Source organism: Candidatus Margulisiibacteriota bacterium, from assembly GCA_028706105.1.
Lineage (GTDB): Bacteria > Margulisbacteria > Riflemargulisbacteria > GWF2-35-9 > DYQY01 > DYQY01.
In genome coordinates this window covers 1-20,240 of record JAQWCF010000022.1, presented here as the reverse complement: position 1 = coordinate 20,240, position 20,240 = coordinate 1, and the positions used below count along the sequence as shown (strand labels likewise).

Genomic DNA, 20,240 nt, shown 5'->3' with positions numbered 1-20,240 from the left:
TAAAGATGAAGGATTTAATAACGAAGGGAGAACAGGGATGAGAAAAATATTAGTAAGAGGAGCGGTTTTTTTAATTTTAATGTCTATGGCATTTGCCTCAGCAATTTCTGATGTTAGGATAACTGATGTTAGAAGTGATAGCTTTGCTGTAAGTTGGGTGAGTGATGAGCTGGAGGAAGGTAGTCTTGACGTTGTGGGAGAAGAAGGTCCCTTCTTAGATAAGAGAGTTTCAGACTTTACAGCATCACCAGCTAAGAAGTTTAAGTTACATTACGTTATAGTAAATGCTGATCCTAATACAAATTATTCCTTTAAAATAAAGTCTGGAAGCACAACTTTTGGCCCTTATTCTGTAAAAACAACAATGGGTGGTATCGCTGGAACAGGAGTAAATGTTGCTGGTAAGGTTAAAAATACAACCTTTGTTGATATGGTTGGTTATTTTGAAGCAGAAGATGTTCAAAATGTTTATTACGAGATGTTTATTGAAAAACCAGATGGTACAAGATCTGCGATAAGATCTGGTATTAGTGGATATATAAAAGGAGATAGCCCTACATTTAATGAGTGGGAAGCTTCTTCTGCTCCTTTTCTTGATCAAACTAATACAAGTCTTTTTTCTTATAATAATAATGACATTTTGGTAGTAACTTTTATTAATTACTCAAGAGGATACGACAATTTTAGTAACAATCTAATAGGTAGTAAAAGAGTTAATGAGCTTAGAATACCTGTTAACGTAACAAGAGCTGATGTAACAATGTTTGATAATCCTATTCCGGTAATTGATAATTTTGATTCTGGTTCTATATTAGGATGGTCTAGCTCAACTTCAAATATTTCATTAAGCTTGGTTAATAACAATGATTGGGTAGGTGCTGGTGGAGCTTTAGAAGTAAGTGCTTCAAGTGCTGATGCAGTTGGATATAATGGTTATTTTATGTATGATTTTTCCACACTTTTTTATGATCCAGCAAAGTATGGTGGAAGTAACATAAAAACAAATAAAGCTTATGATTGGGGAAGACATAAATATATTAAATTTTCTGTGAAAAATGCAGGAAGTGGTCCAGTAGATTTAAAATTAGATGTAAAGGATGTTGATCATGATGGTTTTGGTTTTGTTGTAACACAAGATGATGAGTGGGTTTATAATCTTAATTTTTTAAAGAATGATGGTCAGTGGAGAGATATTTATATTCCACTAAGTGCAGTTCTTTTAAGTAAGAATAATGTTGATGGAGACGGTGTTTTTAATCCATTACAAAGATTTACAACACATGATACTTTTACTGATATTTATCCAGGTGTTCCTATGTTAGGATTTGCTGTTTCTGCTGGAAAGGCAGGGGCGTCTGCAAAGCTTATTATAGAAAACATTGAGTTAGTTGATAATATATATAATTCTAATAACGTTGTCGAGTTAGACACAGATGGTGACGGTATTACTGATGCAGATGAGATTGCTAATGGTCTTGATCCAAATGATCCATCTGATGCCAAAGAAGATCCTGATGGTGATGGAATAGATAATTATAATGAAATACTTAATGGAACAAATCCATTTATTGCAGATTTTATGTCAAAGTTTCCAGAAATTGATAACTTTGAAAAAGGAATGACTCCTTGGACCATAGATGGAGCTTTAGTTGCTTCAACAGCGAACACAACAGATGTTAGCGTTTCTTGGAATTATCATAATTCAATGTTAATTAGTGGTCCAGCTACTGGTTATTATGTGGGTGGCATACAGAAAGATATATTATCTGATGTAACTAATTGGACAAATGATTACAAAATGTTGAGTATGCTAATCAAAGCTAACGGGCAAGTGGGTGACAAAATTGTTGTTAAATTAGAAGAAGTTGATGGTGATGTTTGGAAGTTCGAACAGATTGTAGGAGATTTGAACACATGGACATACCTCGGAATGTTACTTGATAGATTTAAACTAGATCCAAATGCAATCTCAACTGGAAACCGTACTCAGAACTTTGATCAAACAAGGTTTATAAGGATAGAATTGATTTCTGCTAAGCCTACTGGCACAGTATCAATGTACGTAGATAATATTAATGTGTCTACTTCTGACATATCTGGTGATACGGATGGCGATGGTATTCCTAATTGGTTTGAGGTTTCTAACAACTTAAACGTATTAGTTGCCAACACAGGTGATACTGATGGCGATGGCTGGAGCGATTTAGAAGAATACGTTGCTAGAACCAATCCTAATCAGTGGACGCCACATTTCCCACTAATAGACAATTTTGAAAGAGTAGGATATCCATGGTTAGCAGACGGAATTAATATTTACAGAATTATGTTAGATAGTTACCCAACAAGATCGTTGTTAGTTAATGGAATAGCAAGTAACTACTTTGGAGGATTTGTAGGAGCTTACATTTACAATCCACTAAATACAATGCCAGAAGTTTATAAATCCTTAACTATGTATATAGACAACAGCAACGGTATGGTTGGCGATAAAATTGAAGTACAACTACAAGACAAAGATGGTGATGCCTTCAGCTTTACTCAAGTACTTATTACAGAAGACTGGAAATGGTACACCTTTGTTTTAGATAACTTTGTGAAAACAAATCCAGCAGCAAGTGGTAATGGAGTATTTAACTTAGAGGACTTATCCTATGTTGGTTATACTTTTGTCTCAGCAACCAAGAATGGTGTTATTAACATGAGGCTAGACGAAATAGCTTTATCAACAGTACCAACCTCAGACGATACAGATGGAGATGGATTACCAAATTGGTGGGAAGAGTTGTACGGTTTAGATCCTAATGTAGCGAATATTAATCCAAGTGGAGATTTAACCGATACAGATGGTGATAATATTACTGACCTTGATGAATATTTAATGGGACTAGATCCTACTAAAAAGGTATTATTTCCAGAAATTGATAATTTTGAATTAATTGGTGGCATTCCTTTAGCAGGAAATTGGAGCAAAACAGCAGGCACTCAGCTTTCTTATGAAAAAACAACAGACAAAACTGTTAGTTGGAATCTAGATTGGTCAATGTATGTTGAGACTGTTGCTTCTTCTAATTATTACAATGGGACTATGTTTAAGACATTAGATATTCCAAATAGTTTTTGGACTGCAGATTATATGTCTTTAAAATATCTAGCTAGAAGCTTTGGTTCTATTGGTGATAAATTGATTTTTACTATCACTGACTCAGACGGAGATGAGTTTAGTTTTACTCAAACTTTTGCTGATTTTAATAAGTGGACATACTATACGTTATTATTAGATAGATTTGAGTTAACAAACTCAGCTGGTAACGGCGTCAAGGATTTTGCTAATGGAGTTTCAAAATTAGCAATTAATTTAATCAGTTCCACTGCAACGGGTAATATGGCCTTTAGTATAGACAACATTACTGTTTCTAAAGTGCCTACATCTAATGATACAGATGGAGACGGAATCCCTAATTGGTTTGAAGATGAGTATGGCTTAAATGTTAATGAAGTTAACACCGGAGATATTGATGGTGACGGGTGGAGCGATTTAGAAGAGTACACTGCCAGAACTAATCCTACACAGTGGACGCCACATTTTCCATTAATAGACAATTTTGAAAGAGTTGGTTATCCATGGTTAGCTGATGGAATAAGTATTACAAGAAGCACAGTAGTTGGATACCCAACAACATCGTTGTTGGTTAATGGAATAGCAAGTAACTACTTTGGAGGATTTGTAGGAGCTTACATTTACAATCCACTAAATACAATGCCAAAAGTTTATAAATCATTAACTATGTATATAGACAACAGCAACGGTATGGTTGGCGATAAAATTGAAGTACAACTACAAGACAAAGATGGTGATGCCTTCAGCTTTACTCAAGTACTTATTACAGCAGACTGGAAATGGTACACCTTTGTTTTAGATAACTTTGTGAAAACAAATTCAGCAGCAAGTGGTAATGGAGTATTTAACTTAGAGGACTTATCCTATGTTGGTTATACTTTTGTCTCAGCAACCAAGAATGGTGTTATTAACATGAAGCTCGATGAAATAGCTTTATCAACAGTACCAACATCTGATGATACAGATGGTGATGGATTACCAAATTGGTGGGAAGAGCTGTACGGCTTAGATCCTAATGTTGCTAATATTAACCCAAGTGGAGATTTAACAGACACGGATGGTGATAATATTACTGACCTTGAGGAATATTTAAGAGGATTAGATCCTACTAAAAAGGTATTATTCCCAGTAATAGATAATTTTGAAACAGCTAATGGTATTAAACTTTCAGGAGCATGGATTAATACAATTGGTGTTGATCAATACTATGAAAAAACAACTGATAAGTCAGTTAGTTGGAACTTGGATTGGTCACTTTATGTAGAAACAGCACCTGCCGTTAATTATTATGCTGGTTCATTATTAAAAAATACTGATATTCCAGCTAATTTTTGGACAGATGAGTATAAATCATTAAAATTTCTAGCCAAAAATTATGGTGAAATTGGTGATAAGTTAATATTTATAATTACCGATGCTGATGGTGATGAGTATTCTTTTACTCAGACTTTTGGAGATTTGAATACCTGGAATTATTATACATTATTGCTAGATAGATTTGAACTAACAAAACCTTCTGGTAACAGTGTAATGAATTTCGCGAATGGTGTACCAAAGTTAGCTATTAACTTAATTAGTGCTACACCTACTGGTGAAATGTACTTCAGAATTGATAATCTTAACGTGTCTGAAACACCAACCTCTAATGATACAGATGGTGATGGTATTCCGAATTGGTTTGAGGATGAATATGGTCTTAATCCATTAGTCAAAAATACGGGTGATACTGACGGTGATGGCTGGACTGATTTAGAAGAATACGTTGCTAGAACTAATCCAAATCAGTGGACACCACATTTTCCATTAATAGACAATTTTGAAAGAGTTGGTTATCCATGGTTAGCTGATGGAATAAGTATTACAAGAAGCACAGTAGTTGGATACCCAACAACATCGTTGTTGGTTAATGGAATAGCAAGTAACTACTTTGGAGGATTTGTAGGAGCTTACATTTACAATCCACTCAATACAATGCCAGAAGTTTATAAATCATTAAAAATGTATATAAATAACAGCAATGGCATGGTTGGAGATAAGTTGTCCATACAATTGCAGGATGTTGATGGTGATGTATTTGGCTTCACTCAAGTATTAATAACCTCTGATTGGACATGGTATACATTTGTCTTGGATAATTTTGTGAAGATTAATTCAGTAGCAAGTGGTAATGGAGTATTTAACTTAGAGGACTTAGCATTTGTTGGATATTCCTTTGTATCAGCTACTGCGAATGGTGTTATTAATGTTAAGCTTGATGAGATTGTCTTATCAACAGTGCCAACATCAGATGACACAGACGGTGATGGATTACCAAATTGGTGGGAAGAATTGTATGAGCTAGATCCTAACGTAGCTAACATTAACCCAAGTGGAGATTTGACAGACACTGATGATGATGGTCTTACTGATCTTGAGGAATACCTTATGTATCCATTTTCAAATCCAAATCAAGGATATTTGAGACATGTACTTAAGGGATGGAATTTCTTTTCAATTGTTAATGAAGGAGGCCAGAACATCAGTGATGTTGTTAGCTATCTTGAAACTAAGCTAGGGGTTGGCTCTATTGAGGAAGCTGCTATTTGGGATAAAGCGGATGGAGAGTTTGTTTACATGAGTCAGCTTGACTTCCCAGTAGCCTATGGTCAGAGTTATTACATTAAGAGTAATGTTAGAAAGACTATAACTCCATCAGCAACTGCTACAATGCCTCAGTCTTATGTGTTTACTACTGGTTGGAACTTATTAGGTAAACCAGTGGGAAAAGCTTATAAGTCTAGCGAGTTATTAGCAGAGATTAACGATCGTAATGGCGACAAAAAAGTAGATGCGTTAGATATGCCATTAAGAGCTATTGCAGTTAAAGTCTATGACAACTATTATTACAATGGTTGGTTGCATTACAGAGCTGATAATACTGGTACTGATTTTACAGTTGGTGCAACGTATAAGTCTTATGGGTTCATGATTCAATTAACAGAAGACTTTACTTGGACACCAAAAAAAGATCTTTAGTTAATAGCTAAAAGCCTGTTTTTGTAACAGTTTTTGGGGGCACCGTCTGGTGCCCCCCTTTTTATTTGTTGATTTTTTCATTCTATCCACTATAATTGTATTAATAAAAATAAATGTAAAATAACAGGGAACTTGTTCGATTTCTTTCGATAGATTATTGATAGAATTATTTAGGAGAGTGTAATAATGAGGTTAAAATTGAAAGTATCGAGTTTGTTTCTTCTTTTTTTTACAAGTTTTATTCTTGCTGGAACACCACGAGAATTAAATATAGTCAACGTTTCTGATGCTAGCTTCACGGTTGTTTGGTATACAGATCAAGCAGAACAAGGATATCTTGAGTGGGGAAGCCTTGTACCGAATACTGTCGCTTATGACATGAGAGGGGCAGGAACATCTGATAACATTCATATTGTTAAGGTAGCTGGATTGCTAGAAGGTAATTCTTATTATTTTAAAGTTAAAAGTGGGACAGGTACGTATTTAAATGATGGACAGAACTTTGAAGTTAAGACTGGGGTTGGTTCTCACTTTCCTGGAGGGCTTGCATCTTTAGAGAATGTATATCAACTTAATTCTATTACTCAGCGTGTAAATAATGATGTTTTAGTTTTTGCTAGAGTTATTAATGGTTTGGGTGAATATAGTTCACCAAGAGCTATAATGTATAAAAATTCACCTGACAGTGGTTCAGATTATTCCAAAGGATATAAAAAATATTTTGATTTAAATGCTTTCAGAAATGAACTAGGCGTAGGTTTTTCTAACCCTAAAAGTATTGAATTGGTGGCTTGGACTGCAGCTGAAGGTTTTGGGTTTGATGGAAAAGTTACAATTAATTATGCACCAGCAACATTTAACATTTATTTAAATACTGCTAACGTGGTTTTTTATGAAGGAACGCCAACCAGTAATCCTATTATTCCAACGGTAGATCCAATTATCCCTACAATTAATCCTGTTATTACAATTAATGGGTTTTTGTTAGAGGATTTTGAAGTTGGTAGCTCTGCTTTAAGAACTAATAAATTTGGTGGCGATAATTATGCTTACAAAAATAGTAGTAGTAATATGGGCTATGGACTTTTATTAGCTGGTGGAGCAAATGGTACTACTCAATCATACAGACAAAACTATATTCTTAATGGCGTTGCAGGCGACATTTATTCTGGTTATAGATTAAATTTAGCTCCTGCTAAAGCTGAATTAGATATTACAAAGTACGGAGCAATTGTGTTTTTTGCAAAAGGTGAAGGTCAATTAGCAGTTGAATTAGAGACTACTGCTTTACTTGTTAATGACTTTAATCATTTTACTAAGGCAGTGACTCTTAGTAATAATTGGCAGGAATATGTTATTTCTTTCTCTTGTTTTGCTCAAGAAGATTGGGGTACAAAAGTTGATCTAATGATAGCTTTGCAAAGAATGGTAGCTGTTAAGTTTAAAGCTTACCCTCAAGTTGCAGACCCAGCACTTAAGTGGTTCGAAATAGATCAGATTTATTTTGTTACGGGAGATATGGGTACTGGAACTTCAGCCAATCCAACAGTTTTTCCTAAAGACAGACTAATTACTAACTTTGAAAATGGTAGTCAGAATAACTGGGGTGGATACAATTACGTTTATGATGACCAAAATTCTCCAAACTATGGAAACTCTGAGGTTACTATGAATATTATTAATGATGGTGCAAATATGGTAGCCTTTGTTTCATTCGACGTTAATACTGCATTTAGTAAACCATTCGTAGGTATTGGTTTTGGATTAGATGTTGTGTCTACTAACCCACAAGACATCTCAAAGTATAGCGGAGTTAAGTTTAGAGCAAAAGGAACAGCAGTTATCAACTTAGAAGTAAACTCAACAGTGTATGCTGATTATAATAGACATTCTGATCAAGTATCAGTAGTAAATACTGGAACTTGGAATACCTATTATGTATATTTTACAGATATGACTCAGGAAAGTAACTGGGGCACACAGGTTGCTTTAATTGATGTATTAAAGAATGCTTTAGCAGTACAGTTAAAGATAGGCAATGCTAATGATAAGGGTCAAGTATTAATTGATGAGGTAGAGTTCTTTTATAATACGCCACAAAAGGTTCAGACCTTGATTGCAACAGTTTTCGGTCCATTTGCTAATCTAACTTGGGATAATGCGATAGGTGCTACGTCTTATCTAGTAGTAAGGAATATAACCGATTATCCAAATCCAGGTTCATTCCCAGTAATCAGAACAGAAGGAACAAGTTTTGTAGTAACAAACGGAACTACATTCCGAGAACCAATGATTGATGGTAAAGCATATTATTACTCAGTATTTGCACACAATGACCAAATTGATAGTTATTCAGGTGCAACAGCTGCAGATAAGCCACTTAAGCTATCTGGCGGACTATTTGCCAATTCAACAATAATAACTGTTGATGAAACAATGTTATATTCTCAAAACGGTTCTAGTCCAATAAGTATTAGAAATGGTGATTATGTGAATAGTAGTTTTACTTTAATTGTAACGGTAGATTCAAGCACAACTATTGATGCTTCATTAACGCCTGCATCTTTTATTACTTTAGTAGTTAAGGCTGGAAGCATAATAATAACTCAAAGTTTTTATCCAACATTTAATAATAATCAAATTTCTATACCAGTTACACTCAATGCTGGAGTAAATAATCTTGAAGTGTCAGCTATAGATTGGTTGAACGATACTGCGAACACAGTTGTTAGAACTGTAGTAGTAGCTGACAGCTCAGCTAAAGTAGGCTTAAAACCAGGTTCAAAAATTCTTTGTAATCCAATGCCATACAATCCTAATTCAGGGAAAGACATGGTTATTGCCTATGAATTGACTGCTCAAGCAAATGTTGAGATTTATGTTTACAACTTACTAGGTCAGGTAGTTTGGAAGAATATGTATCCCCTAGGATTTGCTGGTGGAAGCGCTGGATATAATCAGGTTGACTTTAATGGGGTAGATGCTTTTCATGACAAGCTAGCAGTAGGTATGTATTTTGTTCAGATAGTACACGGCAAGTCTGTGTTAGGTACCAGTAAATTCCTGGTAACCAGATAAGGAGTAATCATGAGAGCAGTGAAAATTGTATTTGGTTTTTGTTTGTTAGGATTAGTTCTTGCTACTGGTTCAGTAGATCCAGCTTATCGTTATACAAGTGCAAGAGGTATTGGAGTAGGGAATGCTTATTCCGCCTTGGTTGATGATTATTCAGCTGTATTTGTTAACCCAGCAGCTATTGGGAAATACGACAAAGCTCAAGTTGGCCTTATGCAAACGAATCTTTTCTCTGATGTTAATCTTTTAAATGGAGCAGTGATTTTCCCAAGTGAGACAATTAGTTATGGTTTAGGTTTTTATTATATTGGAACAAGTATTCCTCAATCAATATGGGATAGAGATAGATACATATACACTAATATGCTTGGCTACAATGATATTACAGCGCTTGGTAGTGTAGCTTCTAAGATAAACGAGCAATGGTCATTAGGATTAACCGGCAAATATCGTTTTGCTAATGCAGATGGATATAATGTTTCAGTATTTAATGCAGATATTGGTACTATTTATGAAGTAAATCAAGCCTTAAGGTTGTCGGCTGTTTATCATAATGCATTGCCACTGAAGGTAAAGGTTCAAGGTGGAGGAGAAGACGAACTACAACAGAAGCTTACATTAGGTAGTGCTTATAAGTTTATAGGTCAAGAACCAGGCACGTTCTTGTACTCAAAAAATCAAGATTTAGATTTTTCCTTTGATGTAGGAATTGTTGATCAACAAACAGCTTTTAGCTTAGGTGCTGAATATAAGCCTGTTCCCTATTTTGCAGTAAGAGCAGGATATGGTAATGAAAAGTGGGCGGCTTCTACTGTGAGTGTTGAAGCTAAGAACCTTTTCTCCTTAGGCCTAGGTGTGAATTTTGATGGAATTAAGTTTGATTATGCTTATTCCATAGATCCAAATGATTTTTCTGTTAATAATACTCATTATTTTTCAGTAGCTTTTGATTTATTTAAACCAGAAGCAGTTTATACAGATGAATATATGCAGATAAGTAGTCCAGAAGATAAAGTGGTTACCTATCAGAATATGCATAAAGTGGTAGGTACGGTTATCCCAAAAGTAGCTAAGGTACAGATTAATGGTACAGATGTTGAGATAAAGAACAGCAGAATACTCGCTGCCATTAAGTACGGAGATTATGGCAAACAAGTTATTAACATTGCAGTTTTTGATAAAGATAATAAAGTTTTGCAAAAGCTTAAAATTAGAAATGTATATTTGATGTCTTTTTATGATGTTGATAAACATAATTGGGCTAGACAATACATTGAAGAGTTAACAACACTGGGGTTATTAAGACCAGCGACTAAGGAAACTTATAATTCCGAAGGTAATGTTAGCAGAGCAGAGTATGCTAAGGTTCTGTATGCTCTTAAGAATTTAAATATGAAGGATATTGATTTAACTAGCGGTTACAGATTTGCTGACATTGCTAGTCATCCATATTCTGATTACATCCAGCTTGTTGCTCAGAGTGGCATGATGATTGGTACGTCACCTACAGAGTTTTCACCAAACGAAAACCTAACCAGAGAGCAACTAGTGGCCGCACTAGTCATTCTAGAGGGACTACCCGTACCTGAAAAGGCGCTAAAGAGTAGGTTCAAGGATGTATCTGTGAGTAGATGGTCCACTAAGTATATTGAAGTAGCTGTTGATAGCGGTTTAATTAATGGATATAACGATGGAACGTTCCAACCAAAAAGAGCAATAACTAGAGCAGAATTTTCTAAGGTTGTTCATAATACAACTATGGGCCAAAGACTAGTGAAAGATTTATTTGATTGGGATTCTTTTTAGTTAGGAATTTTTGAAGTAATAGTATAAACAAAAAACCCCTCAGCTGAGGGGTTTTTTGTTTATGTATAAAAACTTATAAGGTCTATTCTTCGTCGTTGTCGATTTCTATTGGTTCAATATCATAAGCGGTATCAATATCGTATTCTTGTTCAACAAAGGCAGAGTTATGAGCAGAATTACCCATATAAGAAGTTGTTTGCCAATTCTTCATAGTTAACGCTTCTTGTTTTTCCCTAATAACGACCTCATCATCTAATTCATGACAAAGGACACATGTTTGTTTGTATATCCCGTGTTTGCACTCAAGTATTTTCGCCATTTTTACCTCCATATTTATGTTAACCTTATTATTATTGCATAAAAGATTTTTATTTAAAAGTTAGTAGTTACGTATTATTGAAGTCGCGCATTTGTGAAGATGATATCATCACTATTTGAATCCATGATAACGAAACCTCTTGTTTCGCTCCAACTCCAGTTTTTTGTCCTATTTGGACCATGTGAGTATATTACATAGAACGGTTCATTTCCTGGTTTCTTATAGATGATTTCATAGCCATACAATTTTCCGTCAGTTTTAAAGGGATCCATGGGCATTGTTGTTACAAACCTTGGATTTTCTTCCAGTAGTGCATCTAATGAATCAGGGTATTCATTGGCGTGTTTTCTGAAGTAAGCCTCAACTCCTAGTTGTAAGGAGCCAATGTCGCCTTCAGATTTTATAATCCAGGCTTCCGATTGATAACCACGGAAAGAAGGAATAAGTATGCCAGCTAAGATGGCAATAACTGTCATTACTATTAGAAGCTCAATTAGTGTAAAGGCTTTTCTTTTCTTCATGCTATAAATATAGCAAATAAAGTAACGAATAACAATATAGAAGAGCTACGGATATAATGAGGTAATAAGGAATAGCTAAATAAGCGTTGAAAGCTAAAAGTAATAATAAATATTCATATATATATTTTAAAATATCTTAACAAAGCACATATTATATGTTAATTTACTATTTGTACAAAACTGGGGGGCAAAGTGGATAGTATTGGCAAAATACTTAAGTGGCAAATAGAACTTTTTGGGAAAACCATAGAGTATAGCCCCGTTATGCTATTGATGACATGGATTGTTATGGTTTTAATAGTAGTTATCGCCTTTCTTTCAACACGTAAAATGAAAAAGAAACCAGGTAAGTTACAGCTTATTATGGAGATGTATTATAATTTTTTTAAAGATTTAACTTACTCAACATTAGGTGAGGAGCTGGCTGAACCGTATGTCCCTTATATTTCTACGCTTTTTCTTTTTATTTTATTTTCTAATTATTTAGGTATTATTCCACCTTTTTTTCACTTTTTTTATTTGATATTTCATTTACTAGATTACATTTTACCAATCCCAGATGTGGCTTATCACTGGATGCTTTATTTTCCGGTTTTCCAAGAACCAACAAAATTTCTCAGTACTACATTAGGTCTTGGACTTCTTAGTGCAGTTGTTGTGCATGTTTCTGCGATTAGAATTAAAGGTATCGTGGGATACTTGAGAAGCTATATGGATCCATTACCATCACATGGTTTATGGTTATTGATGTTTTGGATTAATCCGTTTTTTTATTTAAATGTTATAGGTGAGTTATCAAAGGTTGTTTCACATTCTTTTCGTTTGTTTGGCAATATTTTAGGAGGATCAATTATCATAACTATTATTAGTTATTTAATGTATTCAATGATTCCAGTTATTGATTATTCTTCTGTTACTTTGATAGGTGGAACTTTTCAGTCAGTTCTTGCGGCTGTTTTTTCTGTAGTTTATGTAGTAAGTACAACATTTCTTGGTGCTTTTTTTGGTTTATTCGCTGGGAGTATTCAGGCTTTTGTTTTTGCAATGCTGGCTGTTACGTATCTTGCAGTTTCGGTTAAGGAGTAAAGATGGATATTAATTTAGCATTAATTGGTGCATTTCTTGGAGCTGGATTGTCTGTTGGGATAGGTGCGTTAGGCGCTGCTTCTGGTGTAGGATACGCATCTGGTAGAGCATTAGAGGCCATGACTAGACAGCCAACTGCGAGCCCTGTAATACTTAGGACAATGCTTATTGGTCAAGCAATCACTGAAACTTCTTCCATTTTTGCTTTACTGGTATCACTGATGTTGTTATTTAAAGGTGGCGATTCAAGTGTGACCATTATGTTGGCAAATCTTTCAGCTGGAGCTTGTATTGGTTTAGGCGCACTTGGTTCTGGTGTCGGCGCGGGTTTACCTGTTGGGTCAGCGGTTGAGGGTATTGGTAGAAAGCCAGAAAATTCTAGTGGACTAATGATTAGTATGCTTATTGGGCAAGCCGTTACTCAGACTGCAGTTATTTTTGCTCTAGTTGTTTCTTTGCTTTTACTTTTTCAAGTGCATGCTGAAACAATGATGCATAATGTGGCTATCTTAGGCGCAGGCTTGGCGATGGGTTTTGGGGCTATTGGTCCAGGAGTTGGTGCAGGAATAACAGCACAAATGGCCACTAAAGCAATTGCTTATAATTCGGAAACTAGTAAGCTTGTAACTACTACAATGCTTTTAGGTCAATCGGTTTCGCAATCAACAGCTATCTACTCTTTGGTAATAGCTATGATTTTGATGTTTATGTTTTGATAAGGTAAGGAAAAGTCAGAGATGACAGAGAATAAAGGTTAGGGAGGTAAAAAATGGATTCAGAATTAGTTAAAGCAGCAGCATTATTAGGTGCAGGGATAGCAATGGGTATTGGAGCTATCGGGCCAGGAATCGGAGAAGGTTACGCAGCTGGAAAAGCGTGTGAAGGTATCGCGAAGAGACCAGACGAAGCAGGGCTTATCACAAGAACTATGCTTATCGGTCAAGCAGTTACAGAATCAACAGGTATTTATTCGTTAGTAGTTGCGTTAATACTTATTTTTATGTTTGCCAGCTAGAGGCAAAGAAGGGGAATTTAAATGGTTGAGATCAATCCTTATGAACTTATAATGCAAATTATTAATTTTGGATTGCTCCTTTTTCTTTTGAAAAAATTCTTGTATAAACCAATGAAGAATTTTTTGGATAAAAGAGCAGAAGATATTCAAAGCGAGTATGATAATGCAGAAAATTTGAAGAAAGAATCGGAAGTTGCTTTATCTTTAGCTAAAGAAGAAATGGAAAAAGCTAAAGTTGATGCTAAGGTTTTCATTGAAAACACATTAGCCAGTGCACAGAATGAAAAGCAAAAAATGATAGAAGATGCAGAGAATAAGGTCAAGAATATGCTTAATGCTGGTAAACAAGGACTGGAAAGCGAAATCAGAAAAGCAAAAAAAGAGCTTAAAAGTCAGATTGCTAACATTTCTGTTGATATAGCTTCTAGAATTATTGAGAAGGAAATAACAGAAGCTGACCATGATAGACTTATCAAGAATCACATTTATGAACTGAGTGAGCTTAAATGAAAAACATTAAGATTGTAAGTCGTTATGCTGATGCCTTTATCAGAAACATTCCCAAGGAACGTTATGATGAAGTTGCGGAGTATTTAAAACTGATTGCTGAGTCTTTGGATGAAGAAGTGATTAAATACTTAGTTAGCGATATTGTTAATGTGAATAAAAGACTAGATTTTCTTGAGAAAGTAGATCAAAAAATTGGTTTCCCTCAGGATATTAAACAGTTATTGGTTGTTTTAGTTAGAAGAAAAAGATTGAATTTAATTAAGGAAATTTACTCTGAATATGTTAAATTAATGAACAAATCGCATAACATGGCCTACGTTACTGTGGAAACAAAATATCAACTAAGTGCTGAATTATTGAAAGAAATTAAAGTGGCCTTAGAAAAAAGATTTAAGCAAGAAATAGCTATAAATGAAAAATTGAACCCTGAAATAATTGCAGGGGTTATTATTAAGAAGGATGATTTTGTAATGGATTTAAGTGTTAACGGTAGATTAAAAATCATTAAATCTAAGTTAATGGAAAAAGCTAATAACTAAAGGGGGGGAATAAGTTGAATATCAAGTCTGATGAAATAAGAAGAATATTAAATGAAGAACTTCAAGGATACGTAAACTCAATTGATGTGAAAGAAGTTGGATATGTTATCCAAGTTGGGGATAATATAGCGAGAATATATGGTTTAGAGAATGTTATGTCTAATGAATTACTTTCTTTTGAAAGTGGCGTTTTTGGAATGGCTTTAAACTTAGAAGAAGACAATATAGGTTGTGTTATTTTAGGTTCTGACAAAGAAGTTAAAGAGGGAGAAATAGTTAGAAGAACTAATCGTATTGTGAATGTTCCTGTTGGTCAGGGCTTGTTGGGACGAGTAGTTTCTCCATTAGGTGAGCCACTTGATGGCAAAGGAGATCTCCAATCTGATGAACAAAGACCGCTTGAAAGAATTGCTCCGGGTATTTGTGATAGACAACCAGTAAAAGAACCATTGCAAACAGGGCTGAAAGCAATTGATAGTATGATACCAATAGGAAGAGGTCAAAGAGAACTTATTATTGGTGATAGAAAAACAGGCAAAACTGCTATAGCAATAGATACAATTATTAATCAAAAAGGAAAAGACGTTATTTGTGTTTATGTAGCGATTGGACAAAAGAAATCAACAGTCGCTCAGTTATATCAAAAGTTGCAAGATTTTGGTGCAATTGATTATACCATCGTCGTTTCTGCTACTGCTAGCGATTCAGCTACATTACAATATATTGCACCTTATGCAGGATGCTCTATTGGTGAATATTTTATGGATTTAGGGAAGCACGTTTTGGTTATTTATGATGACTTGAGTAAACATGCTCAGGCATATAGACAGTTGTCGCTTTTATTAAGACGACCTCCAGGACGAGAAGCTTATCCAGGTGATGTTTTTTATTGTCATTCACGATTATTAGAAAGAGCGCTTAAATATAGTGATGAAAAGGGTTCTGGCTCACTTACTGCCTTACCAATTGTTGAAACTCAGGCAGGTGACGTTTCTGCTTATATTCCTACTAATGTAATTTCTATTACTGATGGTCAGATATATTTAGAATCAGACCTTTTTAATTCTGGTGTTAGACCTGCTGTTAACGTTGGAATTTCTGTTTCTAGGGTAGGTGGTGCCGCTCAAATAAAGGCCATGAAGAATGTTTCAGGTTCGTTGCGTATTGACTTAGCTCAATATAGGGAAATGGAAGCTTTTTCACAGTTTGGTACTGATTTAGATAAAGCAACGCTTGCTCAGCTCGAAAGAGGTAAGAGGTTAGTGGAAGTTTTAAAGCAAGACCAATTTGTGCCAATGGCCGTAGAAAAGCAAATTGTTATTTTATATGTTGCTTCTTCTGGGTTACTTGATGACATTAGTGTAAACAAATTAAAAGAATTTGAGAAAGAATTGTTTTCTTATATAGAAATACAGGCAAAATCAATTTTCGAAGAGATTTCTAGCACACAAGAGATGAGCGATAAGATTAAGTCGCAAGTTAAGGAAATAACAGAAAAATTTAAACAGGAGTTTTTGGGGTAGGCTAATGGCTGGAGGAAATATAAGAGACATTAAAAGAAGAATAGTTAGTGTTAAAAAAACACAAAAAATAACTTCTGCACTTAAACTTGTGGCAGCTTCTAAATTTAAAAAGAACCAAGGCTTAATTCTTAAACTTAGGAAGTATTCTGATAAGTTAAGTACACTAATGGCAAACGTGATTTCTAGAACACCGGAAATTAGCCATGATTTTTTCAATTTAAGAGAGGGAAAGTCTCTTTTTGTTATTTTATCTTCTGATAGAGGACTTTGTGGTGGATTTAATCAAAATGTTTTCAGAAAAGTGTTAGAAGATATTCCTGAAGGTTCGGATGTGTTCGCTGTAGGGAATAAGTCTTTGTCTTTTTTGAAGAAAAGTAAATACAATTTAGTCGGCTCACATGTTGGTATATCCGAAACATTGGAGTCATCAGAAATTCAACCTTTTGTTGATAAATTAGTTGATTTTTATCTTTCAGGTGAATATGCAAAAGTCATAGTTATCTATAATGAATTTAAGTCAGTTATTGCTCAAAACATAGTATCTGAAGAGTTGTTGCCAATAGAAATGTCTGATTTTAAAGAAATAGCGGTAGCTGAAAAAGATGAGTTTATCTTTGAGCCTAGCCAGCCTTTTTTGATGGATACATTAGCAAAAAGATATATTTATTCTAAAGTTCAAAGATATTTATTAGAAAGTGGAACTGCGGAACAAGGCTCAAGAATGACTGCCATGGAAAGTGCAACAGATAATGCTGGCGACTTAATATATAAACTAACCTTGTTATTTAATAGAGCAAGACAGAGTGCAATTACTACAGAGCTAACAGAGATTGTTGCTGGCGCTGAAGGTATGAAATAATAAATTAACTAAGAGGAGGATGAGATAAGATGCAAAAAGGAAAAGTTATTCAAATTATCGGACCGGTTGTAGATATTAGATTTGAAAGGGATTGTTTGCCAAAGCTGTATCATGCTGTGGAAATCTGGAATGATGGCAAAAAAATCGTTTTAGAGGTTATGCAACATTTAGGTGATGATGTTGTTCGAGCTGTATCTATGACATCCACGGATGGATTAGTTAGAGGAATGGAAGCTGTGGATACTGGCAATTGTATAACTGTTCCTGTTGGTTCTCAAACTTTAGGAAGAATTCTCAATGTTACGGGCGAAACTGTAGACTTTGGTGAACAGCTTCATGGGGAAAGATGGTCAATTCACAGAGAGGCGCCTAAATTAGAAGACCAAAGTACAACTACTGAGATGTTCGAAACTGGTATAAAAGTTGTAGACCTTTTAGCTCCTTATCCAAAAGGAGGAAAGATTGGATTATTTGGTGGTGCTGGTGTAGGAAAAACAGTTCTTATCATGGAGCTTATCCGTAATATTGCTAAAGAACATGGTGGATATTCTGTATTTGCTGGTGTTGGTGAAAGAACAAGAGAAGGTAACGACCTTTGGTTAGAAATGAAAGACTCTGGAGTTATTGATAAAACAGCTCTAATTTATGGACAAATGAATGAGCCTCCGGGGGCTCGTTTTAGAGTTGGACTGACTGGATTAACAGTTGCTGAATATTTTAGAGATGTAGAACACAAAGACGTTTTGTTATTTATAGATAATATTTTTAGATTTGTACAAGCTGGTTCCGAAGTATCAGCGTTATTAGGAAGAATGCCATCTGCTGTAGGTTATCAGCCAACTCTTGGTACTGACATTGGTGATTTACAGGAAAGAATCACTTCTACAAAGAATGGTTCAATTACGTCTGTGCAAGCGATTTATGTTCCGGCAGATGACTTAACTGACCCAGCTCCTGCAACAACCTTTGCTCACTTGGATGCTACGACGGTATTATCAAGAGAGATAGTTGAGATAGGAATATATCCAGCAGTAGACCCATTGGCATCTACTTCTACAATTCTTGATCCACATATTGTAGGTGAAGAACACTATCAAGTAGCAAATAGTGTCATCTCAATTTTACAAAAATACAAAGAATTACAGGATATTATTAAAATTTTAGGAATAGATGAGCTTTCTGATGCTGATAAAATAACTGTTTTTAGAGCAAGAAAAATACAGAAATTTTTGTCTCAGCCTTTCCATGTTGCTTCTCACTTCACAGGTAAAGAAGGAAAGTATGTAACTAAAGATGATACAATCCGTTCTTTTAAGGACATATTAGAGGGAAAACTTGATAATGTGCCAGAGCAAGCGTTTTACATGGTTGGTAGCATTGACGATGTTTATGAGAAGGCTAAAACACTGTAGCTATGTTGATGAAAGTAATAGTAAATAAACCATTCGAACAAAAGAGCTACGAAGGGGTAGAAAAAATTTCTTTACCTTCCTTGCTGGGAGAGGCGACTATTTTAAATGACCACATACCAATGGTCGCTGATGTGAATGGTGAAATTACTTTGTTTTATTCTGAAGAAAGAACAGAAAAAATCTTAACTGAAAACGCAATAGTTTCTGTAGACAAAGATATTATAGAAGTTTTTTGCTAAACATCTTAAAAAAGCACAGGTTGCACGCTATAATTTAAACATGACCATGAAACCATAAGGGGGAGTATCTTGGCGTCAATACCATTTGCTGCTGACTTTAATTTTGAAGATTTCTTTAAAAGATTTCCAATAAATGATTTAGGCGTAGCTGTTTTGCTTGTTATGGTTCTTGCCATAATGATTATTCCTATGCCAACTTTTATGTTGGATTTATTGATGGTATTGAATATCTCAATTGGAATAGTTGTTCTTTTAGTTGCTATTTTTTTACATAAACCATTAGATTTTGCTTCCTTTCCCTCAATTATATTAGTTACTACTATCTTTAGGTTAGCCTTAAACATCTCCTCGACTAGAATGATTCTTAGTTTGGGTTCAGATTTTGACGGAAAAATTATTTTAGCTTTTGCCAATTTTGTAACTAAAGGAAACATGGTTGTAGGGGCAGTAGCCTTTGGAATCATCACCATTGTTCAGTTTATGGTTATTACTAAAGGTTCGGAGCGTGTTGCTGAGGTTGCTGCTAGATTTACATTAGATGCGATGCCTGGAAAGCAGATGTCTATTGATGCTGATTTAAATTCAGGGCTCATTGATGCTACTGAAGCAAAAGCAAAAAGGTCTGATATACAAAAGGAAGCAACTTTTTTTGGTTCAATGGATGGTGCTAATAAATTTGTCAGAGGAGACTCTGTAGCAGGTATTATTATTGTAATTGTCAATCTTCTTGGTGGTATTGTTATTGGTATATTTCAGCAAGACCTATCATTAAGTATATCGTTAGAAGTTTTTGCTAAATTAACAATAGGTGATGGTCTTGTTGGTCAAATACCAGCCTTATTGATGTCAATTTCAACTGGTTTAGTAATTACAAAAGCTGCTTCTGAAGAAAGTTTAGGTACAGATATTGTTAGGCAGTTATTTAAAAAACCTGATGTATTTTTATTTACTGGAGTAATTCTAGCCCTTTTTGCTATTGTTCCTGGCTTACCTACTATCCCTTTTATGACACTTGCTGTAGGTGCTGGCTTTCTAGGTTACACGCTAAATAAAGCAAGTGCTGTTGAAGAGGATTCTGTTTCGGCACAAGAAGAGCAGGCAGCCAAGGAAGCAATGAAAAAGCCAGAGAATTTACTGGGGACCTTGGCATTAGACCCAATTTCTGTGAAAACAGGCAGAAACTTAGTGCCATTAATTGACCCA

The 20,240-nt window shown here is 34.9% G+C and carries 15 protein-coding genes; 13 read left to right on the top strand and 2 right to left on the bottom strand.

Annotated features, from left to right (window positions below):
* The first annotated feature begins 37 nt into the window (after positions 1-37).
* The 3 genes from PHF25_03695 (at position 38) to PHF25_03685 (ending at position 11,014) form a co-directional block, all read left to right on the top strand.
* The gene (locus PHF25_03695; protein ID MDD4527125.1) at positions 38-6,133 is read left to right on the top strand and encodes a hypothetical protein; all 6,096 of its coding nucleotides are present in this window, start codon (positions 38-40) and stop codon (positions 6,131-6,133) included.
* Between the two features lie 186 nt (positions 6,134-6,319).
* On the top strand, positions 6,320-9,211 hold the full coding sequence (locus tag PHF25_03690; protein ID MDD4527124.1) for a T9SS type A sorting domain-containing protein: 2,892 nt from the start codon (positions 6,320-6,322) through the stop codon (positions 9,209-9,211).
* Positions 9,212-9,220: 9 nt separating this feature from the next.
* The gene (locus tag PHF25_03685) at positions 9,221-11,014 is read left to right on the top strand and encodes a PorV/PorQ family protein (protein ID MDD4527123.1); all 1,794 of its coding nucleotides are present in this window, start codon (positions 9,221-9,223) and stop codon (positions 11,012-11,014) included.
* An 82-nt stretch (positions 11,015-11,096) separates the two neighbouring features.
* On the opposite strand, the gene PHF25_03680 is transcribed toward PHF25_03685, so the two are convergent.
* Both PHF25_03680 and PHF25_03675 read right to left on the bottom strand, forming a co-directional pair.
* Entirely contained in the window at positions 11,097-11,333 is a 237-nt protein-coding gene (locus PHF25_03680; protein MDD4527122.1) for a hypothetical protein, read from the bottom strand.
* Between the two features lie 74 nt (positions 11,334-11,407).
* The gene (locus tag PHF25_03675) at positions 11,408-11,854 is read right to left on the bottom strand and encodes a type II secretion system protein (protein MDD4527121.1); all 447 of its coding nucleotides are present in this window, start codon (positions 11,852-11,854) and stop codon (positions 11,408-11,410) included.
* Positions 11,855-12,046: 192 nt separating this feature from the next.
* Here PHF25_03675 and PHF25_03670 point away from each other — a divergent pair, with 192 nt between their 5' ends.
* The 10 genes from PHF25_03670 to PHF25_03625 form a co-directional block, all read left to right on the top strand.
* On the top strand, positions 12,047-12,940 hold the full coding sequence (locus PHF25_03670; protein ID MDD4527120.1) for a F0F1 ATP synthase subunit A: 894 nt from the start codon (positions 12,047-12,049) through the stop codon (positions 12,938-12,940).
* Between the two features lie 2 nt (positions 12,941-12,942).
* A complete protein-coding gene (atpE, locus tag PHF25_03665) occupies positions 12,943-13,656 on the top strand; it encodes an ATP synthase F0 subunit C (protein ID MDD4527119.1) in 714 nt (237 codons plus the stop codon).
* Between the two features lie 53 nt (positions 13,657-13,709).
* Positions 13,710-13,955: an ATP synthase F0 subunit C gene (gene atpE, locus PHF25_03660; protein ID MDD4527118.1), complete on the top strand. Its 246-nt coding sequence runs from the start codon at positions 13,710-13,712 to the stop codon at positions 13,953-13,955.
* Between the two features lie 21 nt (positions 13,956-13,976).
* On the top strand, positions 13,977-14,465 hold the full coding sequence (atpF, locus tag PHF25_03655; GenBank protein MDD4527117.1) for a F0F1 ATP synthase subunit B: 489 nt from the start codon (positions 13,977-13,979) through the stop codon (positions 14,463-14,465).
* Positions 14,462-15,004, top strand: coding sequence for an ATP synthase F1 subunit delta (atpH, locus tag PHF25_03650; GenBank protein MDD4527116.1), 543 nt, complete (start codon positions 14,462-14,464; stop codon positions 15,002-15,004). The genes atpF and atpH overlap by 4 nt, the downstream gene beginning before the upstream one ends.
* Positions 15,005-15,018: 14 nt before the next feature.
* Positions 15,019-16,527 (top strand): F0F1 ATP synthase subunit alpha, encoded by a 1,509-nt coding sequence (gene atpA / locus PHF25_03645; GenBank protein MDD4527115.1) that lies wholly within the window; start codon positions 15,019-15,021, stop codon positions 16,525-16,527.
* Between the two features lie 4 nt (positions 16,528-16,531).
* Positions 16,532-17,386 (top strand): ATP synthase F1 subunit gamma, encoded by an 855-nt coding sequence (atpG, locus tag PHF25_03640; GenBank protein ID MDD4527114.1) that lies wholly within the window; start codon positions 16,532-16,534, stop codon positions 17,384-17,386.
* A 29-nt stretch (positions 17,387-17,415) separates the two neighbouring features.
* Positions 17,416-18,798 (top strand): F0F1 ATP synthase subunit beta, encoded by a 1,383-nt coding sequence (gene atpD / locus PHF25_03635; GenBank protein MDD4527113.1) that lies wholly within the window; start codon positions 17,416-17,418, stop codon positions 18,796-18,798.
* Positions 18,799-18,800: 2 nt separating this feature from the next.
* Positions 18,801-19,037 carry a hypothetical protein gene (locus tag PHF25_03630; GenBank protein ID MDD4527112.1) on the top strand — a complete coding sequence of 79 codons (237 nt, stop codon included), beginning with the start codon at positions 18,801-18,803 and terminating at the stop codon, positions 19,035-19,037.
* A gap of 69 nt (positions 19,038-19,106) precedes the next feature.
* Positions 19,107-20,240: flagellar biosynthesis protein FlhA (locus PHF25_03625; protein MDD4527111.1), on the top strand; the 1,134-nt coding region annotated here is incomplete at its 3' end.

Bases quoted from the DNA above. Each gene is read 5' to 3' on its own strand.
- atpD (MDD4527113.1), top strand. From the start codon at position 17,416: ATGCAAAAAGGAAAAGTTATTCAAATTATCGGACCGGTTGTAGATATT.
- atpH (MDD4527116.1), top strand. From the start codon at position 14,462: ATGAAAAACATTAAGATTGTAAGTCGTTATGCTGATGCCTTTATCAGA.
- PHF25_03680 (MDD4527122.1), bottom strand. From the start codon at position 11,333: ATGGCGAAAATACTTGAGTGCAAACACGGGATATACAAACAAACATGT.
- PHF25_03675 (MDD4527121.1), bottom strand. From the start codon at position 11,854: ATGAAGAAAAGAAAAGCCTTTACACTAATTGAGCTTCTAATAGTAATG.
- PHF25_03685 (MDD4527123.1), top strand. From the start codon at position 9,221: ATGAGAGCAGTGAAAATTGTATTTGGTTTTTGTTTGTTAGGATTAGTT.
- PHF25_03690 (MDD4527124.1), top strand. From the start codon at position 6,320: ATGAGGTTAAAATTGAAAGTATCGAGTTTGTTTCTTCTTTTTTTTACA.
- atpE (MDD4527119.1), top strand. From the start codon at position 12,943: ATGGATATTAATTTAGCATTAATTGGTGCATTTCTTGGAGCTGGATTG.
- PHF25_03630 (MDD4527112.1), top strand. From the start codon at position 18,801: ATGTTGATGAAAGTAATAGTAAATAAACCATTCGAACAAAAGAGCTAC.
- atpF (MDD4527117.1), top strand. From the start codon at position 13,977: ATGGTTGAGATCAATCCTTATGAACTTATAATGCAAATTATTAATTTT.
- atpG (MDD4527114.1), top strand. From the start codon at position 16,532: ATGGCTGGAGGAAATATAAGAGACATTAAAAGAAGAATAGTTAGTGTT.
- atpE (MDD4527118.1), top strand. From the start codon at position 13,710: ATGGATTCAGAATTAGTTAAAGCAGCAGCATTATTAGGTGCAGGGATA.
- PHF25_03695 (MDD4527125.1), top strand. From the start codon at position 38: ATGAGAAAAATATTAGTAAGAGGAGCGGTTTTTTTAATTTTAATGTCT.